We start from the raw sequence: 17553 nt of genomic DNA, 5'->3' as shown, positions 1-17553 counted from the left end.
TCGAGGCAAAAGAAAACGCCGGGCTTGGCCCGGCGTTTTTTGTTTGTTGGATGCTTTCGAGCCTTACGGCTTGGGGGCAGCCGGAGCGGCGGGGGCGGCAGCCCCGGGAGCGGCCGCGCCGCCCTGACCCTGGCTCTGGAGCATGCGCTGGCGCATCTCTTCGCTCTTCTTCTGCAGCTCTTCCTGGAGCTTCTTCTGCTGCTCCTCGAGCACCTTCGGGTCGATCGGAGGACCGTCGAAGGCCTTGCCGAAGCCTGCGGCCGGAACGGCGAAGGTGAGCTCGCGGCCCATCTGGTTCTGGACGCTGACGTTCAGGTTGCTGCCCTTCTTGATGGCGGCGATGAAGTCGTCCTTCACCTGCGCCTCGGCGAAGCAGCCGTTGGGCAGACACATGACGTAGCGGCCGGCGATCGCCTGGCCCTGGTCGACGGCGAAGCGCAGGCCGGGCTGCAGGAGCAGGCCGAGCGGCATCACGAAGCGGACGACCTTCTGCGGCTGCTGGCCCTTCACGTCATAGACGGCGAGAGCGAGAACCGGCTGGCCCTGGTCCGACACGAAGTCGCGGGTCGTGTAGCAGATCTCGGTGTTGGTGTTCTGGTCCTTGCCGCAGACCTTGGTCCATTCCGGCTGGGACGGCTCGGCCTTCACCTGCACGACCGTCGGGCCGGCGTTCTGCTGCTGGGCGCCGCCCTGAGCGGGCTGCTGGGCCGGAGCGGCCGGCCGGGTCGCCGGAGCGGCGGGCTTCTGGGCCGGGGCGGTCTGAGCCAGAACGGGTGCGCTCACCAGAAGAGCCAAGGCGGTCGCCAGGCCACGGGTCCCCCCCAGGCTCGCGAAGCGTGTCGCGAAAGACATGTTTGTGATCCTCTTCAGTCGAAAGGTCGGCTTTCGAATAGGCCGTTTACCCGGCGTGTTCTTAACCTGCAATGACGGGGTCCAAATCCTTGCCGAATGTGGCGAAGACAAGACGTGTGGGGCTCCTTTAACCTTTCATGTGATAGGTTTCCAGTCACCTCGGGCAAATTTCTGTACAACATTGCTCAGGTTGATTGCCGTCTTGCACCGGGAGCGTCATGGGCCTCAGGCTTCTACGGAATCTGCTGATTGCCGCCGCCTTTCTCCTTCCGTCCTTGGGCCCTGCCGCCGGGTCCGAGCAGGAAGTTCTGCGGCATGGCATCGCGATGCACGGGGAGCCTGCCCTCGCGCCGGGTTTCGAGCACCTGCCCTATGCGAACCCGCAGGCACCGAGGGGCGGCCGAATCACGCTGGCCCTCCAGGGCACCTTCGACAGCCTCAACCCGCTGATCGTCCTCGGCGTCGCCCCGGATGTAGTTCCGCGCTACGTGCTCCAGAGCCTGATGATGCGCTCGACCGACGAGCCGTTCACGATCTACGGCCTCGTCGCCCGCACTGCCGAGATGCCGGAGGACCGGAGCTCCATTACCTTCAACCTCGATCCCAGGGCCCGGTTCTCCGACGGCCATCCCCTGACGGCCGAGGACGTGCGGTTCTCGTTCGAGGCCCTGAAGAAATACGGGAAGCCGTTCCACCGCTCCAGCTTCGGGCAGGTGAAGGCGGTCGAGATCCTGGACCCGCACCGGATCCGGTTCGACCTGTCCGGCTCCAGCGACCGGGAGCTGCCGCTCCTCATCGGCATGACGATGCCGATCTTCCCGGCCCATGCCACGAACCTGGAGACCTTCGACAGGACCTCGCTGAGGCCGCCCATCGGGTCCGGTCCCTATGCCTTGACCGAGGTCAGGCCCGGCGAGCGGGTCGTGCTGACCCGCCGCAAGGATTACTGGGGCGAGGACCTGGCCGTCACCCGCGGGCTCTATAACTTCGACGAGATCCGGTACGATTTTTACCGCGACGCCAACACCCTGTTCGAGGCCTTCAAGGCGGGGCTCTACGACTTCCGAATCGAGGGCGATCCGGGCCAATGGGCCACGGGCTACGACATCCCGGCCGTCCGGGACGGCCGCATCGTCCGCGAGACCCTGACGACCCGGCTGCCCAAGGGCATGAACGGCTTCGTGTTCAACACCCGGAAGCCCCTCTTCGCCGATGTCCGGGTCCGGGAGGCCCTGGGCTACCTGTTCGACTTCGACTGGGGGAACCGCAACCTCTATTTCGGCCAGCTGACCCGTTCGGACAGCTATTTCGCCGGCTCCGACCTCGCCTCGACGGGCAGGCCCGCCGACGAGCGGGAGCGCTCGCTGCTGGCGGCGTTCCCCGGCGCCGTGCGCGCGGACGTCCTCGAAGGCCGGTGGGCGCCGCCCGCCGGCGACGGCTCGGGCAGGGACCGGGAGATGGCGCGGCGCGCGCTCGCGCTCCTGGCCGATGCCGGCTGGACGCTGGAGAACGATGTCCTGCGGAAGAAGGGAACGGGCGAGCCCTTCGCCTTCGAGATGCTGGTCAATTCCCGCTCGCAGGAGCGGCTCGCCCTCAACTTCTCGCAATCCCTGAGCCGCATCGGCGTCCAGGCCCGCGTGCGCCTCGTCGACGACGTGCAATCCTGGCGCCGCCTCGCCCGGTTCGATTTCGACATGGTCCAGTGGCTCTGGCCAGGAACGCCCTCCCCGGGCAACGAGCAGCGCAACCGCTGGGGCTCGGCGGCGGCCCAGAGGGGCGGGTCTCAGAACCACGCGGGGGTCGCCTCGCCGGCGGTCGACCGCCTGATCGACGGCCTGCTGGAGGCCAGGAGCCGGGAGGACTTCGTCTCATCCGTGCGGGCGCTCGACCGTGCCCTCCTGTCCGGCTTCTATGTGGTCCCTCTGTTTTACGTGAAGGATCAGTGGCTTGCCTACAAGAGCGACCTCAGGCGGCCTGACAGGACGCCGCTCATGGGGACCAATATCGATACCTGGTGGCGCCAGCCGAACTAGCCCGGATGAATGGCGCTACACCCTATTGTTGAGCTTCCATTCATGTAGAAGATGAAACAAATGCTCTGCTTCGACGTTAGGTGAGCACCTCCTGTCCATCTGTCGCGTCCAACTGCAGGGTATCGTCATGAACGCAATGCCGAAGGTTCTCGTCGTCGACGACGGCGACCGTGATCCCGACAGTGCTCTGTCGATGGAACTGGCCGGCATGGGATATGCGAGCGTCACGACCCCCTTCGAGGCCGCCGACGATGTTCTGGCCCTGATTCCGAGCCCGGCCGCCGTGGTGCTGCAGATGCCCCGCCAGGCGGGCTGGGCCGAGCGGAGGCGTTTCCTGGAACTCGCCAGCCGCCTGCGCAAGAACCTCGCCGAGAGCGGCACCCCGGTCATCCTCACGGGCGGCGTCAGCGGAGCCGCCACGATGCTCCAGAGCCGGCTCGGCATGCAGGCCGTCGCGGCGCAGGACATGTGAGCACTCAAGAGCGCCATAACCCTCCACGTCATCACCGGCCTTGTGCCGGCGATCTCGCTTCCGAAGAGCGCAGTGCTTCACATCGTCGGGATGGCCGGGACAAGCCCGGCCATGACGTGGTGGGCAATTTCGAGGTTCATTACGCCGCCTTCTTCTCCGCGATGCGCACGAGGCTGCGCAGGATCGTGGTTGCGGCCTTGATGCGCTCGTCCGGGGTTTCGGTGTCGCGGACGAACACGATCTTCATGTCGGGGCGGACCTTCGCGAAGGAAGCCTGCTCGGTGACGTAGGAGATGAGCCCGGTCGGGTTGGCGAAGGAATTGTCCCGGAAGGAAATGATGATGCCCTTCGGGCCGCCGTCCACCTTCTCCACGTTGGCGCGGCGGCAGAGCACCTTGATGGCCATGATCTTGAGAAGCTGGTCGACCTCGGACGGCACCGGCCCGAACCGGTCCACCAGTTCGGCCCGGAACGCGTCGATCTCCTGGTCGGCCTCGAAGGTCGAGAGGCGGCGGTAGAGCCCGAGCCGCAATTGCAGGTCGGCGATGTAGCTCTCCGGGATCATCACCGGCGCGCCGACCGCGATGGTGGGCGACCACTGATCCTCCGTGGGCTCCTCGATGCCTGCCTTGAGCTGCGCCACCGCCTCTTCGAGCATCTGCTGATAGAGCTCGTAGCCCACTTCCTTGATATGGCCCGACTGCTCCTCGCCGAGCAGGTTGCCCGCGCCCCGGATGTCGAGATCGTGCGAGGCAAGCTGGAAGCCCGCGCCCAGGGTGTCGAGGGTCTGGAGCACCTTCAGGCGCCGCTCGGCCTGCACGGTCAGGGTCTTGTTGGCCGGAACCGAGAACAGAGCATAGGCGCGGGTCTTGGAGCGCCCGACGCGGCCGCGCAGCTGGTAGAGCTGCGACAGGCCGAACATGTCGGCCCGGTGGACGATGAGCGTGTTGGCGGTCGGGATGTCGAGGCCCGATTCCACGATGGTGGTGGAGAGCAGGATGTCGTACTTGCCCTCGTAGAACGCCGTCATCACGTCTTCGAGCTGCCCGGCTGCCATCTGGCCATGCGCCACGGCCACCTTGGCCTCCGGCACCTCCTTGTCGAGGAAGGCCTTCACGTCGCCGAGATCGTCGAGGCGCGGCACAACGTAAAACGCCTGTCCACCCCGGTAGCGTTCACGCAGCAGCGCCTCGCGGATCAGCAGCGGATCGAAGGGCGTGATGAAGGTGCGCACCGCCAGCCGGTCCACCGGCGGCGTCGTGATCAGGGACAGCTCGCGCACGCCCGTCAGCGCCAGCTGCAGCGTGCGCGGGATCGGCGTGGCCGAGAGGGTCAGCACGTGAACCTCGGCGCGCAGCTCCTTCAGGCGCTCCTTGTGGGACACGCCGAAATGCTGCTCCTCGTCGACGATGATGAGGCCGAGATCCTTGAACTTGATGGTCTTGCCGAGCACCGCATGGGTGCCGATGACAATGTCGACCGACCCGTCCGTGAGGCCCTCCTTGGTCTTCTTCATCTCGGCGGCCGGCACGAAGCGCGAAGCCTGCGCCACGTTGAGCGGCAGGCCGCGGAAGCGGTCGCAGAAGGTGCGGTAATGCTGGCGGGCGAGCAGCGTCGTCGGCACCACCACGGCCACCTGCTTGCCGCTCATGGCGGCCACGAAGGCGGCGCGCAGCGCGACCTCCGTCTTGCCGAAGCCCACGTCGCCGCAGACGAGGCGATCCATGGGGCGGCCGGAGGCCATGTCGTCCAGCACCGCCTCGATGGCGTTGAGCTGGTCTTCGGTCTCGTCATAGGGGAAGCGGGCAGCGAACTCGTCGTAGAGCCCTTCCGGCGGCGTCAGGCGCGGAGCCTCCTTGAGGATGCGCGCGGCGGCGATCTTCATGAGCGCGCCCGCCATCTCGCGGATGCGCTGCTTCATGCGGGCCTTGCGGGCCTGCCAGGCCCCGCCGCCGAGCTTGTCGAGCTGGACTTCCGTCTCCTCCGACCCGTAGCGGGTCAGAAGCTCGATGTTCTCCACCGGCAGGAACAGGCGGTCGCCACCCGCATAATGCAGTTCGAGGCAATCGTGCGGCGCACCCGCCGCCTCGATGGTCTTCAGGCCCTCGAAGCGCCCGATTCCGTGATCCACGTGGACCACGAGGTCGCCTGGGGTCAGCGCTGCCACCTCGGTCAAAAAGTCCTGCGGCCGCTTCGACTTGCGCTTCTGGCGCACGAGACGGTCGCCCAGGATGTCCTGCTCGCTGATGACCGCGAGATCCGCCGTCTCGAAGCCCGATTCCAGCGGCCAGATACCGACCGGGATCTCGTTGCGCGGATAGGCCATCGCGTCCGAGAAGCGCGCGATGGGCTTCGTCTGGTGCAGGTCGTGATCCTTCAGCACGTGGGAGAGGCGCTCCCTTGAGCCCTCCGTCCACGCGCCGAGCATGACCCGTTTCTTGCCCGCCTGCAGTTCGCGGATATGCCGGACCACGGCCTCGAACACGTTGGCGTTCTCGTCCGCCCGTTCGGCGATGAAGTTGCGCCCCTGCCGGGCCTCGCAATCGATGACGAGCCGGCCGGAGGATTCCGGCATGGCGAAGGGCGTCAAGCGCGCGAGCGGCAGCTTGGCCGTCCGCTCGGACCATTCGTCCGGCTTGAAGTACAGCGCATCCGGCGGGAGCGGGCGATAAGGCGCCACGCCGGGCTGGTTCTGCCCCATGGTTTCGCGACGGGCGTCGTAATAATCCTTCACCTGGGCCAGGCGCTCGGCGGCGGCATCGTCGGCCAGGGTATCGAAGACCACCGGGATCCCCGGCAGGTAGTCGAGCAGCGTGTCGAGATGGTCGTGGAACAAGGGCATCCAGTGCTCGAGGCCGGGATAGCGCCGTCCTTCGCTGATCGCCTCATAGAGCCGGTCGTCCCGCGTCGGCGCGCCGAAGGCCGCCACATAGGCCTGCCGGAAGCGCTTGATGCTCTCCGTGGTGAGCTGGACCTCGCTCATAGGCACGAGATCGAGGGAGCGCAGGGTCCCGACCGTGCGCTGGGTTTCCGGGTCGAAGGCGCGGATCGATTCCAGGGCATCGCCGAAGAAGTCGAGGCGCACCGGGTTGGGAAGCCCCGCCGGGAAGAGGTCGATGATGCCGCCCCGGACCGCGTATTCGCCCGTGTCTCGCACGGTGCCGGTGCGCAGGAAGCCGTTGGACTCGAGCCAGTTCACGAGCTGCGTCGTGTCGACCACGTTGCCGGGCGCCGCCGAGAAGGTCTCGGCCGCGATGCGCGCCTTCGGCGGCACGCGCTGGACCAGGGCGTTCACCGTGGTCGAGAGGATTCGCGGCTTGTCCTCGGAAGTCCTGGAGCGGGCCAGGCGGGCGAGCGTCGTCATCCGCTGCGCCGTGATCGCCGCGTTGGGCGACACCCGGTCATAGGGCTGGCAGTCCCAGGCCGGGAAGGTCAGGATCTCGACCTCGGGCGCGATGAAGGCGAGGCTGTTGGCGAAGTTCTGCTGCCGCTGCCCGTCCCGCGCCACATGGACCAGGACAGCCGGCCCCTCCACCTGCCCCGACAGGCCCCGCGCGAGATCGGCGACGGCAAGCGCGTCGAAGCCGTCCGGCACGCTGGACAGCGTCAGGCTTTGCCCCTTTTTCAGGGCGTCGAGAGCACGGGTCAGGGCTGGCTTCATGATGAGGTATCGGGTCAGAGATCAAGAAGAACGCGGGCCGGAGGGGCCGGTTCGTCGAAACGAGGTAAAGAGGATTGTGGTTTAGTCCGAGGCCGGGGCTTCTGTCATCCCTCCCACGTCATCAGCGGCCCTGTGCCGGTGATCTCGACTGGAAGGCTCCCCTGGTGTCATTCCCGGCCGGAGCGCAGCGGAGGGGAAGGGAATCCACCCGCGTGCTCAGCGCCTTGGATCCCCTTCCCGCACTGTGTGCGCCGGGGATGACAAGGTGGCGTCAGCTGTGAATCGGCGACGTGTGAGTGTGGAACGCCTTCAGCCTCTTGAACAGGGGCGTGTCGTAATTGGAGGGCGTTTCGATCTCGCCCGTGATCCAGCCGAGAAGATCGCGGTCCGTCACCTCGATCAGCCGCTCGAATTCGTCGAGATCCTCATCGGACAGCTCGCCGATCTCCGCATCGGCGAAGCGGCCCATGATCAGGTCCATCTCCCGCATGCCGCGATGCCAGGAGCGATACAGGATTTGCCTGCGGCGGGTGTCGAGGCCGGCGCTGCTGCGTGTCGTTCCGCTCATGGCTTTGCTCCGATCGATCAAAGATGCCGTCGCATCCGGGCGGCTTGGCGGCTATATAACCATCTCCCTTCCCGTTGCCACCCATTTGAATGTCCTTGCGTCCGTCCATTCTCGATCCGCTCTTCGCCCCCGCCAACACCCTGCCCGGCGTCGGGCCGAAGATCGCCCCCCTGCTGGACCGCCTCCTCGGCGAGCCGGGCAAGCCCACGCGCGTCGTGGACCTGCTGTTCCACGTGCCGACCAGCGGCATCTCCCGCGAGATGAAGGGCTCGGTCGCCGATGCCCCCGTGGGCGAGCCGGTGACGCTCTCCGTGACCGTCGTAGGGCATCGTCCCCCGCCGCCCGGCCGCCGCGCTCCGTACCGGATCCTTGTGGAGGATGAGACCGGGGACGTGACGCTGGTCTTCTTCAACGGCCAGAAGGCGCGCCTGGAGAAGATCCTGCCGGTGGGTGAGCGCCGCTACGTGTCGGGCAAGATCGAGCTGTGGGACGGACGGCGCCAGATGGTCCACCCGGACCGGATCCTGGACGAGAAGGGCATCGCCGACCTGCCCGCCGTCGAGGCCGTGTACGGCCTCACCGAGGGGCTCTCGTCCCGCATGGTCGGCAAGTACATCGCAACCGCTCTCGACCGCGTTCCCCAGCTGCCGGAATGGCAGGATTCCGCCTGGCTCGACCGGAACGCCCTGCCCGATTTCCGGCAGGCGCTACTTGCCCTGCACCGGCCGGACAGCGCCTCCCAGCTCTCCGAGGAGGCTATCGCCAAGTCCGCCCCGCGCCGTCGCCTCGCCTATGACGAGCTGCTGGCCTCCCAGCTGGCCCTGGCGCTCGTGAGGAGCCGCATGCGGCGGTTGCCGGGCCGGACGAATGCCGGAGACGGGCGTCTGGTCGAACGGCTGAAGGCCGCCCTGCCCTTCGGGCTGACCGGCTCGCAGGCCCAGGCCATCGAGGACATCCGGCACGACCTGACCTCCGACAAGAAGATGCTGCGCCTGCTCCAGGGCGACGTGGGCTCGGGCAAGACCGTGGTCGGCCTGCTCACCATGGCGAGCGCCATCGAGGCCGGCCGCCAGGCCGCCATGATGGCGCCGACCGAGATCCTCGCCCGCCAGCATTACGAGCGCCTCGCCCCCATGGCCGAACAGGCGGGCCTGACCATCGCCCTGCTCACCGGGCGCGAGAAGGGCGTCACGCGCCGGACCATCCTGGCGGGGCTCGCCGACGGCAGCGTCCAGATCGCGGTCGGTACCCATGCCCTCTTCCAGGAAGGCGTCGCGTTCCAGGATCTCGGCGTCGCCGTGGTGGACGAGCAGCACCGCTTCGGCGTGCACCAGCGCCTCGCGCTCGGCTCCAAGGGCGAGGCGGTCGACATCCTCGTCTTGACCGCCACTCCGATCCCGCGCACCCTGGCGCTCACCTATTTCGGCGACATGGACGTGTCGGTGCTCAACGAGAAGCCCGCCGGCCGCAAGCCCATCGCCACGAAGCTCATCTCCATCGACCGTCTCGACGAGGTGGTCGGCGGCATCGGCCGGGCCATCGCCAACGGCGATCAGGTCTATTGGGTCTGCCCGCTCGTGGGCGAATCCGAATCCATCGACCTCGCGGCCGCCGAGGAGCGCTTCGAGATGCTCAAGAGCTTCTTCGGCGATCAGGTCGGCCTCGTCCACGGCAAGATGGCCGGCAAGGACAAGGACGCCGCCATGGAGCGGTTCTCCGGCGGCGAGACCAAGATCCTGGTCTCCACCACGGTGATCGAGGTCGGCGTCGACGTGCCCAACGCCACGATCATGGTGATCGAACACGCCGAACGCTTCGGCCTCGCCCAGCTCCACCAGCTGCGCGGCCGCATCGGCCGGGGCTCCAAATCCTCGACCTGCCTCCTGGTCTACAAGGGTCCGCTGGGTCAGGTCGCCCAGGCGCGGCTCGAGATGATGCGCCAGACCGAGGATGGGTTCCGCATCGCCGAGGAGGACCTGCGCCTGCGCGGCGAGGGCGAGGTCCTGGGGACGCGCCAATCCGGCACGCCCGGCTTCAAGCTCGCCCGCCTGGAGACGGACGGCGATCTCCTCGGAGCCGCCCGGGACGACGCCCGCCTGATCGTCGACCGCGACCCCGATCTCGTCAGCGGGCGGGGACAGGCGCTGCGGGTGCTGCTCTACTTGTTCGAGCGGGACTCGGCGATCCGGCTGCTGAGGGCGGGCTGATCGAGACGCAAAGCCATGACGCAGCGCCGGGCCGGATCGTGTCCGGCCTCCGCCTCCTCCCGCAGCTTCTCCCGGTGCCGGGGTCCGACCTCGTCCGGATCGACCTCGGCGAAGCCCAGCCTGGCATAAAACGGCCCGTTCCACGACAGGTCGCGATAGGTCGTGAGCGTAATGGCACCGAATCCCAGTCGCCTGCCATGATTGATGGCAGCTTCTACCAACCGAATGCCAATGCCCCGGCGCTGGTGCGATCCGGCCACCGAGACCTCCGCGATGTAGAACGATCCATCCAGCTCGTGGCCGGCAAGGAAGCCGACCGGCTCATCGCGCTCGTCTGCCGCCACCCACAGGGTTCCGCTCCGGCACAGGTCGGCCAGGACGCCGGGATCCATGGTATCGCCGTCGGCGAGCCACACGAGGCCGACGTCCCGAAAAACGGACGCGGCGGAACGCTCGACAGGACCGAGGCGGTCCAGGTCGCCCGAACGCGCTAGGCGGATGGAGAAACCGGCTGGGTTCACTCCACCGTCACGGATTTCGCGAGATTGCGCGGCTGATCAACGTCTTTGCCCATGAAAACGGCCGTGTGATAGGCGAGCAGCTGGATCGGAACGGCGTTCACGATCGGCGCCACGATGGGATGAACGGACGGCATGACGATGGTCGCCATGGTGTCGAGACCGGCCTCCAGCGCCCCGCGCTCGTCCGTGATGAGGATGATGCGGCCGCCCCGGGCGGCCACCTCCTGCATGTTGGACACCGTCTTCTCAAAGACGTTGTCGTGCGGAGCGATCACGATCACGGGCATCGTCTCGTCGATGAGAGCGATGGGACCGTGCTTGAGCTCCCCGGCCGCATAGCCTTCCGCGTGGATATAGGAGATTTCCTTGAGCTTCAGGGCTCCTTCCATGGCGAGCGGATAGGACGTGCCGCGCCCGAGATAGAGCACATCCTTGGCCTTGGAGAGCTCCCGGGCGAGGATCTCGATCTGATGCTCGCGCTTCATCGCCTCGGTCATATGACCGGGGATAGCCATGAGGGCGTTCACCAGCTCCTTCTCGTCCTCGGCGCTGAGCGTACCCCGCGCCCGCCCGGCCGCGATGGCAAGAGACAGGAGCACCGTGAGCTGGCAGGTGAAGGCCTTGGTCGAGGCCACGCCCACCTCGACACCCGCGAGCGTCTGGGCGATGATGTTGCTCTCCCGCGCCATGGTGGATGTCGGAACGTTCACCACGGAGAGCGTATGCTGCTTCTCGGCCGTGGCATAGCGCAGCGACGCCAACGTATCCGCCGTCTCGCCCGATTGGGACACGAAGAGCGCCAGCCCGCCGGGCTCCAGCGGAGCCTCCCGATAACGGAATTCGGACGCGACATCGATCTCGACCGGGATGCGCGCCAATCGCTCGAACCAGTATTTCGAGATCAGGCCCGCCAGATAAGCCGTCCCGCAGGCGGAGATCGAGATCTTTCTCAGCTCCCTGAAATCGAACGGCAATTCGACAGGCAGTTCAACGCGTTCGGACGCGAAGTTGACATAATGTGCGAGCGTGCGGCCCACGACCTCCGCCTGCTCGTGGATCTCCTTGGCCATGAAATGGCGGTAGTTGCCCTTATCGGCAAGGAAGGATCCTGCCGGGATCTTGTGGCGGGCCCGCTGGACCGGCTTGCCGCTCTCGTCCCGGATATCGGCTCCCCGGCGGGTCAGGATCGCCCAATCGCCATCGTCCAGATAGACCACCTCGTCGGTGAACGGCGCCAGCGCCAGCGCGTCGGAGCCGAGATACATCTCGCCCTCGCCATAGCCGATGGCGAGCGGCGCGCCGTGGCGGGCGCCGATGAGGAGATCATCCTCGCCCGAGAACAGGAAGCCCAATGCAAAGGCGCCACGCAGGCGCGGCAGGGTCACGGCGACGGCCTCGATGGGAGGGCGTCCCTGGCGGATCTCGTAGGTCACGAGCTGAGCCACCACTTCGGTGTCGGTCTCCGTCTCGAAGCGGATCCCCTTGGCCTCGAGCCCCGTCTTCAGCTCCCGGAAGTTCTCGATGATGCCGTTATGGACGACCGCGAGCTTATCGGTCGCGTGCGGATGGGCATTGGTCTCGTTGGGCTTGCCGTGGGTGGCCCAGCGGGTATGGCCGATGCCGATGACGCCGGAGAGGGGCGCCTGCGAGAGCTTGGTCTCCAGGTTGCGCAGCTTGCCTTCGGCTCGCCGACGGTCGAGCCGGCCCGCCTCCAGGGTCGCGACGCCGGCGGAATCGTAACCTCGATACTCCAGCCGCTTGAGAGCCTCCACGATCTGTGGCGCGACAGAAGTCTTTCCAACGATTCCAACGATTCCGCACATGCCCTGAAACTTCCCCGATCCAATCCGACAGCCGCTAAGGTTCGAGCTTTCCTTACAGAAGCTCGGCTCTGGAGCGGAATCAACTTGCGTAACCTATTGTGACAGCAGCCGTTATGTCTTCCTGGCGGCCTTGGCCTTCTCCCTGAACTCCAGGGCCCAGCCTTCCTTTACACTCTGTCGACCGCGGCCGAGACCCAAGGCGTTATCAGGGATATTGTCCGTAATAACCGATCCGGATCCGACAAATGCTCCCTTGCCGATGGTGACGGGAGCCACGAGCGAAGAATTGGAGCCGATGAACGCTCCCTCGCCGATCTCGGTCCGGTATTTACCGAAACCGTCGTAATTGCAGGTGATCGTGCCTGCGCCGATATTCGCCTCGGCCCCGATGCTGGCATCGCCCAGATAGGTCAGGTGGCTCACCTTGGCGCCGGCGCCGAGTTCCGTGTTCTTGATCTCGACGAAATTGCCGACCTTCGCCTTGGGGCCGATCAGAGCGCCGGGGCGCAGGCGTGCGAAGGGCCCGACGCCAGCTCCCGATGCGATCCGGGTTCCCTCGAGGTGGCTGAAGCTGTGAACGACGGCGCCTTCCTCGACGACCACGCCGGGCCCGAAGACCACATGGGGTTCCACGACCACATCCTGGCCAAGCCGCGTATCATGGCTGAAGAAGACCGTCTCCGGAGCTACGAGGGTCACACCCGATGCCATGGCTTCCCGGCGCAGGCGGCCCTGGATGATCCTCTCGGCCGCTGCGAGCTGTGCCCGGTCATTGACCCCGTGAACCTCTTCTTCGGGCACGACCACGATGGCTGTCTGATGCCCAAGGGTTCGGGCAATCTCTACGATGTCGGTGAGATAGTATTCGCCCTTGGTGTTGTCGTTCCCGACCCGGTCGAGCAACGTGAGCGCCAAATCGCCGCGGATCGCCATCAATCCGCCATTGCAGAGCGTGATCTCCCGTTCGGCCTCGCTCGCGTCCTTGTGCTCGCGGATGGCCAGAAGCTCATTGCCCGCCGTGATGAAGCGGCCATAGCCTGTGGGATCCTTCGCATGAAAGCCCATCGCGACCACGCCGGCTCCTTGCGCAAGCGGGGCCCTGAGCTTGGCGAAGGTCTCGGCCAGAACGAGGGGCGTATCGCCGAAGGCAATGATGACGTCATCGGCCCCGTGACCGAGAGATTCCCGAGCGCTCAGGACCGCATGGGCCGTGCCGAGCCGGTCCTTCTGGATGTAGATCCGTGCCTCGGGAAAGCTCTTCCGCACCTCTTTCGCCACGTCTTCACGGTCCGGTCCGATCACCGCCGCGACACTCGTGGCACCGGCTTTCGAGAGGGTGGCAAGCACATGGCCGACCATGGAGCGGCCGGCCACCTGATGAAGAACCTTGGGCTTCCCGGATTTCATCCGGGTCCCTTCGCCCGCAGCCAGAACGACGGCGAGGCAGCTCCGGGGTGATGGCGTCTTGAAGGAATCAGTCGAGGTCATACAGTTTCAATCCGGTGGCACTTTAGCATCGAGCTTAGTCGGAAGGGGTATTTCGGCAATCTTTTCATAGTGAATGAGGCGGTTTCCACCACCGGCCTCGTTTACTTCATGCTCACGATTGTCGATATGTATAGGGCATTCCAACTGTCTGGCTGAAGAGCCTCGTTCATACAAGAGTATCGCTGTGCCGGTTCCGCCAAGGGGCTCCTCCCCTTTCCATCTTCGCCGGCGCGACATGCTGGCCTATATCGGCGTCTCCGTCGCCGGGCTCGCATACGCGCCAGCCGTCCGAGCCCAAACACCCCAAGCGACGATTTCGGCAAGGATGGGCGAGAATCAGCGTTTCGACCCGGCGGTCGTGATCGATATCGCACGGCAGCTCTCCAAAAAGCCTTATGTGGCAGCCCCGAACGATCTGCCGGATGTGTTCGGCAACCTGAATCAGGAGCAATACTCCACCATCCGCTACAATCAGCCGGCCATCTGGAGTACGGACAACCGCGGCATCTCCGTTGAGCCGCTCCATCGCGGTTTCGTCTTCAGGGATGCGGTGGATTTGTACCTCGTGGAGGATGGGGCCGTCCGCCGGATCGGGTTCAATCCCACCCTGTTCGACTATGGCCGCATCAATCCGCCGAACAATCTGCCGGATATCGGATTTTCGGGCTTCAAGCTGATCGCGCAGCTCGGAAACGGAAAACCGTTCGACTTCGCCTTCGTTCAAGGCGGAACCTTCTTTCGGGCCATCGCACGCGGCCAGTCCTATGGCGCCATCGCCCGTGCCCTGACCTTGCGGCCTGCCGAGGCACGCGGTGAGGAATTTCCCGTTTTCCGCGCATTCTGGCTCGAGCGCCCTGCTGTGGGGAGTAACGCCATCACCGTGCATGGCGTCCTCGATTCGGAATCGACCACCGGTGCGGTGCGCATGACGTTCCGTCCGGGCGACATGACCATCGTCGACGTGGAGATGACCCTCTTCCCTCGCGTCAACTTAGAGCATGTGGGTCTCGGCGGCATTGCGTCGACCTATCTCTATGGGCCGAACGATCTTCTCAACTCGGACGACATACGCCCGGCTGTCTACGAATCCTCCGGGCTTCAGATGCTGAATGGCTCGGGCGAATGGCTGTGGCGTCCATTGCATAATCCCGAGACTCTCCAGATCTCGGCATTCGTCGACAGCTCCCCTCGGGGATTCGGCCTGCTGCAGCGGGAGCGGTCCTATGAAGCCTTCCAGGACGACGACCAGCGTTTCGAGCGCAAGCCGAGCCTTTGGATCGAACCACTGGGCGATTGGGGCCAAGGCAGCGTTCAGCTGCTCGAAATCCCAACCGACTCGGAAATCAATGACAACATCCTAACCTATTGGCGCCCCAAGGCACCGATGGCGGCCGGGTCCGAAGTTGCCATTGCATACCGGCAATCCTGGGGATGGAACGCGCCTGAACGGCCGCCGCTCGCCACCGTATCGGCCACGCGCTCAGGCCGGGGCAGCGGGGGCAGAAGACGGCGGTTCACGGTCGACTTTACGGCCGATGCACTGGGTGACAATCTGCCGACGGACCTAAAATCGGTTCTGACCGTTGGCCCTGGAACGTTTCAGAACCTCAAACTTTTGCCATATCCGGAACGAAAGACAGTACGTGTTGCGTTCGAGCTTGACCCGGGCAACGAAAACGCGTGTGAGATGCGCCTGATCCTTGAAGCAGGCGGGAAACCGATTAGCGAGACATGGCTTTATCGTTGGACACCATAGGTCCCGACTCAAACCCGAATGTGGCCGCCCTCGGACGGCCTGCACCCTCTATGCCGCCCGAAAAGCACCTCGACATGCCGACCCAGTCGCTTCGCCGCTGGTCGGACAAGGAGGAGCGCCGGCCGCTGCACCAGCATCCCAGATTGGGAACCTGGCTCGCCCGCCTGTTCGTCTTCGGAGGCGGATTGCTGCTGACGGGCTACGGCACCTACGAGATGTACCAAGTCGTGTCGGTGAGCCGTACGACGGCGCTCCAGTGGGTCCTCGTTGCGCTGTTCACGGTGAACTTCTCGTGGATCGCAGTCGCGTTCACCAGCGCCCTCCTGGGTTTTCTGGCCCTGCTGCGGCGTCCCGGACACAGAGGCCCCCTGCCTGCTTCGCTGCAGCAGCGCACCGCGATCGTCATGCCCGTCTACAACGAGCAGACGGACCGGACTTATGCCGCCCTGGAAGCCATCTATGAATCGGTCGAGGCGACCGGGCTTGGCGAGCATTTCGATTATTTCATTCTGTCCGACACCACCAATCCGGATGCCTGGGTGGCGGAGGAGCGGGCGTTCCTTGCCCTAAGGGAGCGTCTCGGCCCCGGAGCGCGGTTCTATTACCGCCATCGCCAGAAGAACCATCACCGCAAGGCCGGCAACATTGCCGATTTCGTCTCCCGGTGGGGCGGACATTACGAGCACATGCTCGTGCTCGATGCCGACAGCCTCATGACCGGCGAGTGCATCGTGCGGCTGGCCGCCGCCATGGAAGCCGATCCCGATGCGGGCATCATTCAATCACTGCCGCTCATCATCAACCGCAACACGCTCTTTGCCCGGCTCCAGCAATATGCTGCCAGGGTCACCGGCCCCGTCATCGCCATGGGCCTGGCGGTCTGGATGGGCCGCGACGGCAATTACTGGGGTCACAACGCGATTATCCGCACCCGGGCTTTCGCGGCTCATGGCGGCCTGCCGGACCTGAAGGGTAAGCCTCCCTTCGGCGGCCATATCCTGAGCCATGACTTCGTCGAGGCGGCGCTCCTGCGCCGTGCGGGCTGGTCCGTCTATATGCTGGCGGACCTGCAGGGCTCCTATGAGGAAAGCCCGCCGTCCCTGATCGACCTGTCGGCGCGCGACAGGCGCTGGTGCCAAGGCAACCTGCAGCACATGCGGGTCATCACGGCCAAAGGCCTGAAACTGCCGACCCGGCAGCATTTCGCCACCGGCATCATGTCCTATCTGGCTTCGCCGTTCTGGCTGTTCCAGCTGATCGTCGGTATCGCGCTCGTCCTGCAGACCACTTATATCCGGCCGGAATATTTCGCCCGGGACTTCCGCCTCTATCCGATCTGGCCCCGGTTCGATCCCGAGCGAGCCCTGGCGCTCTTCGCGCTGACCATGGGAATCCTGCTGGCGCCGAAGATTTTCGGTCTTCTGCTGATGCTCATCCGCGGCAGCGACCGACGGGCGTCGGGAGGAGGCATCAGGCTCATCATCTCGTCCACGATCGAGATCATCCTCTCGGCACTCCTGGCGCCGATCCTGATGCTCATCCAATCGGGCTCGGTCTTCCAGATCCTGCTCGGGCGCGACACGGGCTGGCAGCCCCAGCGCCGCGACGACGGATCCATCCCGTTCAAGGACATTGTCCGCCGCCACCGGGCCCATACGGTTCTTGGCGTCCTGGCGGGAATCTCGGCCTTCATGATCGCAACATCCCTGTTCCTGTGGATGTCCCCCACGATCATCGGCCTCCTGCTCGCAATTCCCCTGTCCTGGCTCAGCGGCCAGCTCGGCGCCGGCCTGGCCTTGAAACGCCTGGGGCTTCTGCGCACTCCAGAGGAGCATCAGCCGCCAGCCATCGCGATGCGAGCGAACGAGCTGCAGGCCCGCAACGCCACCTTCGGCTTTGACGATGCCGACAGCCTCCGGGCCATCTATGAGGATGCCAATCTACGGGAACGGCACGTGGAAATGCTGCCGCCTGCCCTGCCGCGCAAGCGTGGCACGATCGAGACGGAGCGCGCCCTCGCGGAGGCCAAACTCGACGATGCCGAAACGATCGACGATGCGGTCAGCTGGTTGCATAACAAAGAGCGGATGGTCGTTCTCCACGACCGCGCGCTGATCGACATGCTCGTGCATTTGAAGACCAAGCCCATAGAGGCTCAGGCGGCTGAATAAA

General features: G+C 65.5%; 11 protein-coding genes. 5 read left to right on the top strand and 6 right to left on the bottom strand.

Translation table 11 applies throughout. From position 1 onward, the window contains the following. Window positions 1–63 precede the first annotated feature (63 nt). Window positions 64–852, bottom strand: coding sequence for an invasion associated locus B family protein (locus H0S73_RS12740; protein ID WP_181052514.1), 789 nt, complete (start codon window positions 850–852; stop codon window positions 64–66). Between the two features lie 218 nt (window positions 853–1070). Here H0S73_RS12740 and H0S73_RS12735 point away from each other — a divergent pair, with 218 nt between their 5' ends. Beyond that, window positions 1071–2885 carry an extracellular solute-binding protein gene (locus tag H0S73_RS12735; protein ID WP_181052513.1) on the top strand — a complete coding sequence of 605 codons (1815 nt, stop codon included), beginning with the start codon at window positions 1071–1073 and terminating at the stop codon, window positions 2883–2885. Between the two features lie 127 nt (window positions 2886–3012). Beyond that, on the top strand, window positions 3013–3357 hold the full coding sequence (locus tag H0S73_RS12730) for a response regulator (RefSeq protein WP_181052512.1): 345 nt from the start codon (window positions 3013–3015) through the stop codon (window positions 3355–3357). 139 nt (window positions 3358–3496) lie between these two features. On the opposite strand, the gene mfd is transcribed toward H0S73_RS12730, so the two are convergent. Then, window positions 3497–7018: a transcription-repair coupling factor gene (gene mfd, locus H0S73_RS12725; RefSeq protein WP_181052511.1), complete on the bottom strand. Its 3522-nt coding sequence runs from the start codon at window positions 7016–7018 to the stop codon at window positions 3497–3499. A 271-nt stretch (window positions 7019–7289) separates the two neighbouring features. Then, window positions 7290–7586 carry an FAD assembly factor SdhE gene (locus tag H0S73_RS12720; RefSeq protein ID WP_181052510.1) on the bottom strand — a complete coding sequence of 99 codons (297 nt, stop codon included), beginning with the start codon at window positions 7584–7586 and terminating at the stop codon, window positions 7290–7292. An 89-nt stretch (window positions 7587–7675) separates the two neighbouring features. On the opposite strand from H0S73_RS12720, the gene recG reads away from it, so the two are divergent. Next, complete coding sequence (recG, locus tag H0S73_RS12715) at window positions 7676–9793, top strand: ATP-dependent DNA helicase RecG (protein ID WP_181052509.1); 2118 nt, start codon at window positions 7676–7678, stop codon at window positions 9791–9793. Here the strand turns inward: recG and H0S73_RS12710 are convergent. The 3 genes from H0S73_RS12710 to glmU all read right to left on the bottom strand — a co-directional run bounded on the left by H0S73_RS12710 (window position 9745) and on the right by glmU (window position 13625). Continuing rightward, entirely contained in the window at window positions 9745–10314 is a 570-nt protein-coding gene (locus H0S73_RS12710) for a GNAT family N-acetyltransferase (protein ID WP_181052508.1), read from the bottom strand. The genes recG and H0S73_RS12710 overlap by 49 nt on opposite strands. Then, window positions 10311–12137, bottom strand: coding sequence for a glutamine--fructose-6-phosphate transaminase (isomerizing) (gene glmS, locus H0S73_RS12705; RefSeq protein WP_181052507.1), 1827 nt, complete (start codon window positions 12135–12137; stop codon window positions 10311–10313). The genes H0S73_RS12710 and glmS overlap by 4 nt, the downstream gene beginning before the upstream one ends. Before the next feature lie 111 nt (window positions 12138–12248). After that, the gene (gene glmU, locus H0S73_RS12700) at window positions 12249–13625 is read right to left on the bottom strand and encodes a bifunctional UDP-N-acetylglucosamine diphosphorylase/glucosamine-1-phosphate N-acetyltransferase GlmU (protein WP_181052506.1); all 1377 of its coding nucleotides are present in this window, start codon (window positions 13623–13625) and stop codon (window positions 12249–12251) included. Window positions 13626–13860: 235 nt separating this feature from the next. Between glmU and H0S73_RS12695 the strand changes: the two genes are divergently transcribed. Together H0S73_RS12695 and mdoH are read left to right on the top strand one after the other, a co-directional pair. Further along, window positions 13861–15381, top strand: coding sequence for an OpgD/OpgG family glucan biosynthesis protein (locus H0S73_RS12695; RefSeq protein WP_246388851.1), 1521 nt, complete (start codon window positions 13861–13863; stop codon window positions 15379–15381). Continuing rightward, on the top strand, window positions 15357–17552 hold the full coding sequence (gene mdoH / locus H0S73_RS12690) for a glucans biosynthesis glucosyltransferase MdoH (RefSeq protein WP_181052505.1): 2196 nt from the start codon (window positions 15357–15359) through the stop codon (window positions 17550–17552). Before H0S73_RS12695 ends, mdoH begins: the two co-directional genes overlap by 25 nt. The last annotated feature ends 1 nt before the right edge of the window (window position 17553 follow it).

Origin of the sequence: Microvirga mediterraneensis, assembly GCF_013520865.1 — a bacterium.
Lineage (GTDB): Bacteria > Pseudomonadota > Alphaproteobacteria > Rhizobiales > Beijerinckiaceae > Microvirga > Microvirga mediterraneensis.
Note: the sequence above shows the minus strand (reverse complement) of the source record. Positions and strands in the feature narration are given on the sequence as shown.

Coding starts and splice junctions, on each gene's coding strand:
- H0S73_RS12740 (WP_181052514.1), bottom strand. CDS start 852: ATGTCTTTCGCGACACGCTTCGCGAGCCTGGGGGGGACCCGTGGCCTG.
- H0S73_RS12735 (WP_181052513.1), top strand. CDS start 1,071: ATGGGCCTCAGGCTTCTACGGAATCTGCTGATTGCCGCCGCCTTTCTC.
- H0S73_RS12730 (WP_181052512.1), top strand. CDS start 3,013: ATGAACGCAATGCCGAAGGTTCTCGTCGTCGACGACGGCGACCGTGAT.
- mfd (WP_181052511.1), bottom strand. CDS start 7,018: ATGAAGCCAGCCCTGACCCGTGCTCTCGACGCCCTGAAAAAGGGGCAA.
- H0S73_RS12720 (WP_181052510.1), bottom strand. CDS start 7,586: ATGAGCGGAACGACACGCAGCAGCGCCGGCCTCGACACCCGCCGCAGG.
- recG (WP_181052509.1), top strand. CDS start 7,676: ATGTCCTTGCGTCCGTCCATTCTCGATCCGCTCTTCGCCCCCGCCAAC.
- glmS (WP_181052507.1), bottom strand. CDS start 12,137: ATGTGCGGAATCGTTGGAATCGTTGGAAAGACTTCTGTCGCGCCACAG.
- glmU (WP_181052506.1), bottom strand. CDS start 13,625: ATGACCTCGACTGATTCCTTCAAGACGCCATCACCCCGGAGCTGCCTC.
- H0S73_RS12695 (WP_246388851.1), top strand. CDS start 13,861: ATGCTGGCCTATATCGGCGTCTCCGTCGCCGGGCTCGCATACGCGCCA.
- mdoH (WP_181052505.1), top strand. CDS start 15,357: ATGGCTTTATCGTTGGACACCATAGGTCCCGACTCAAACCCGAATGTG.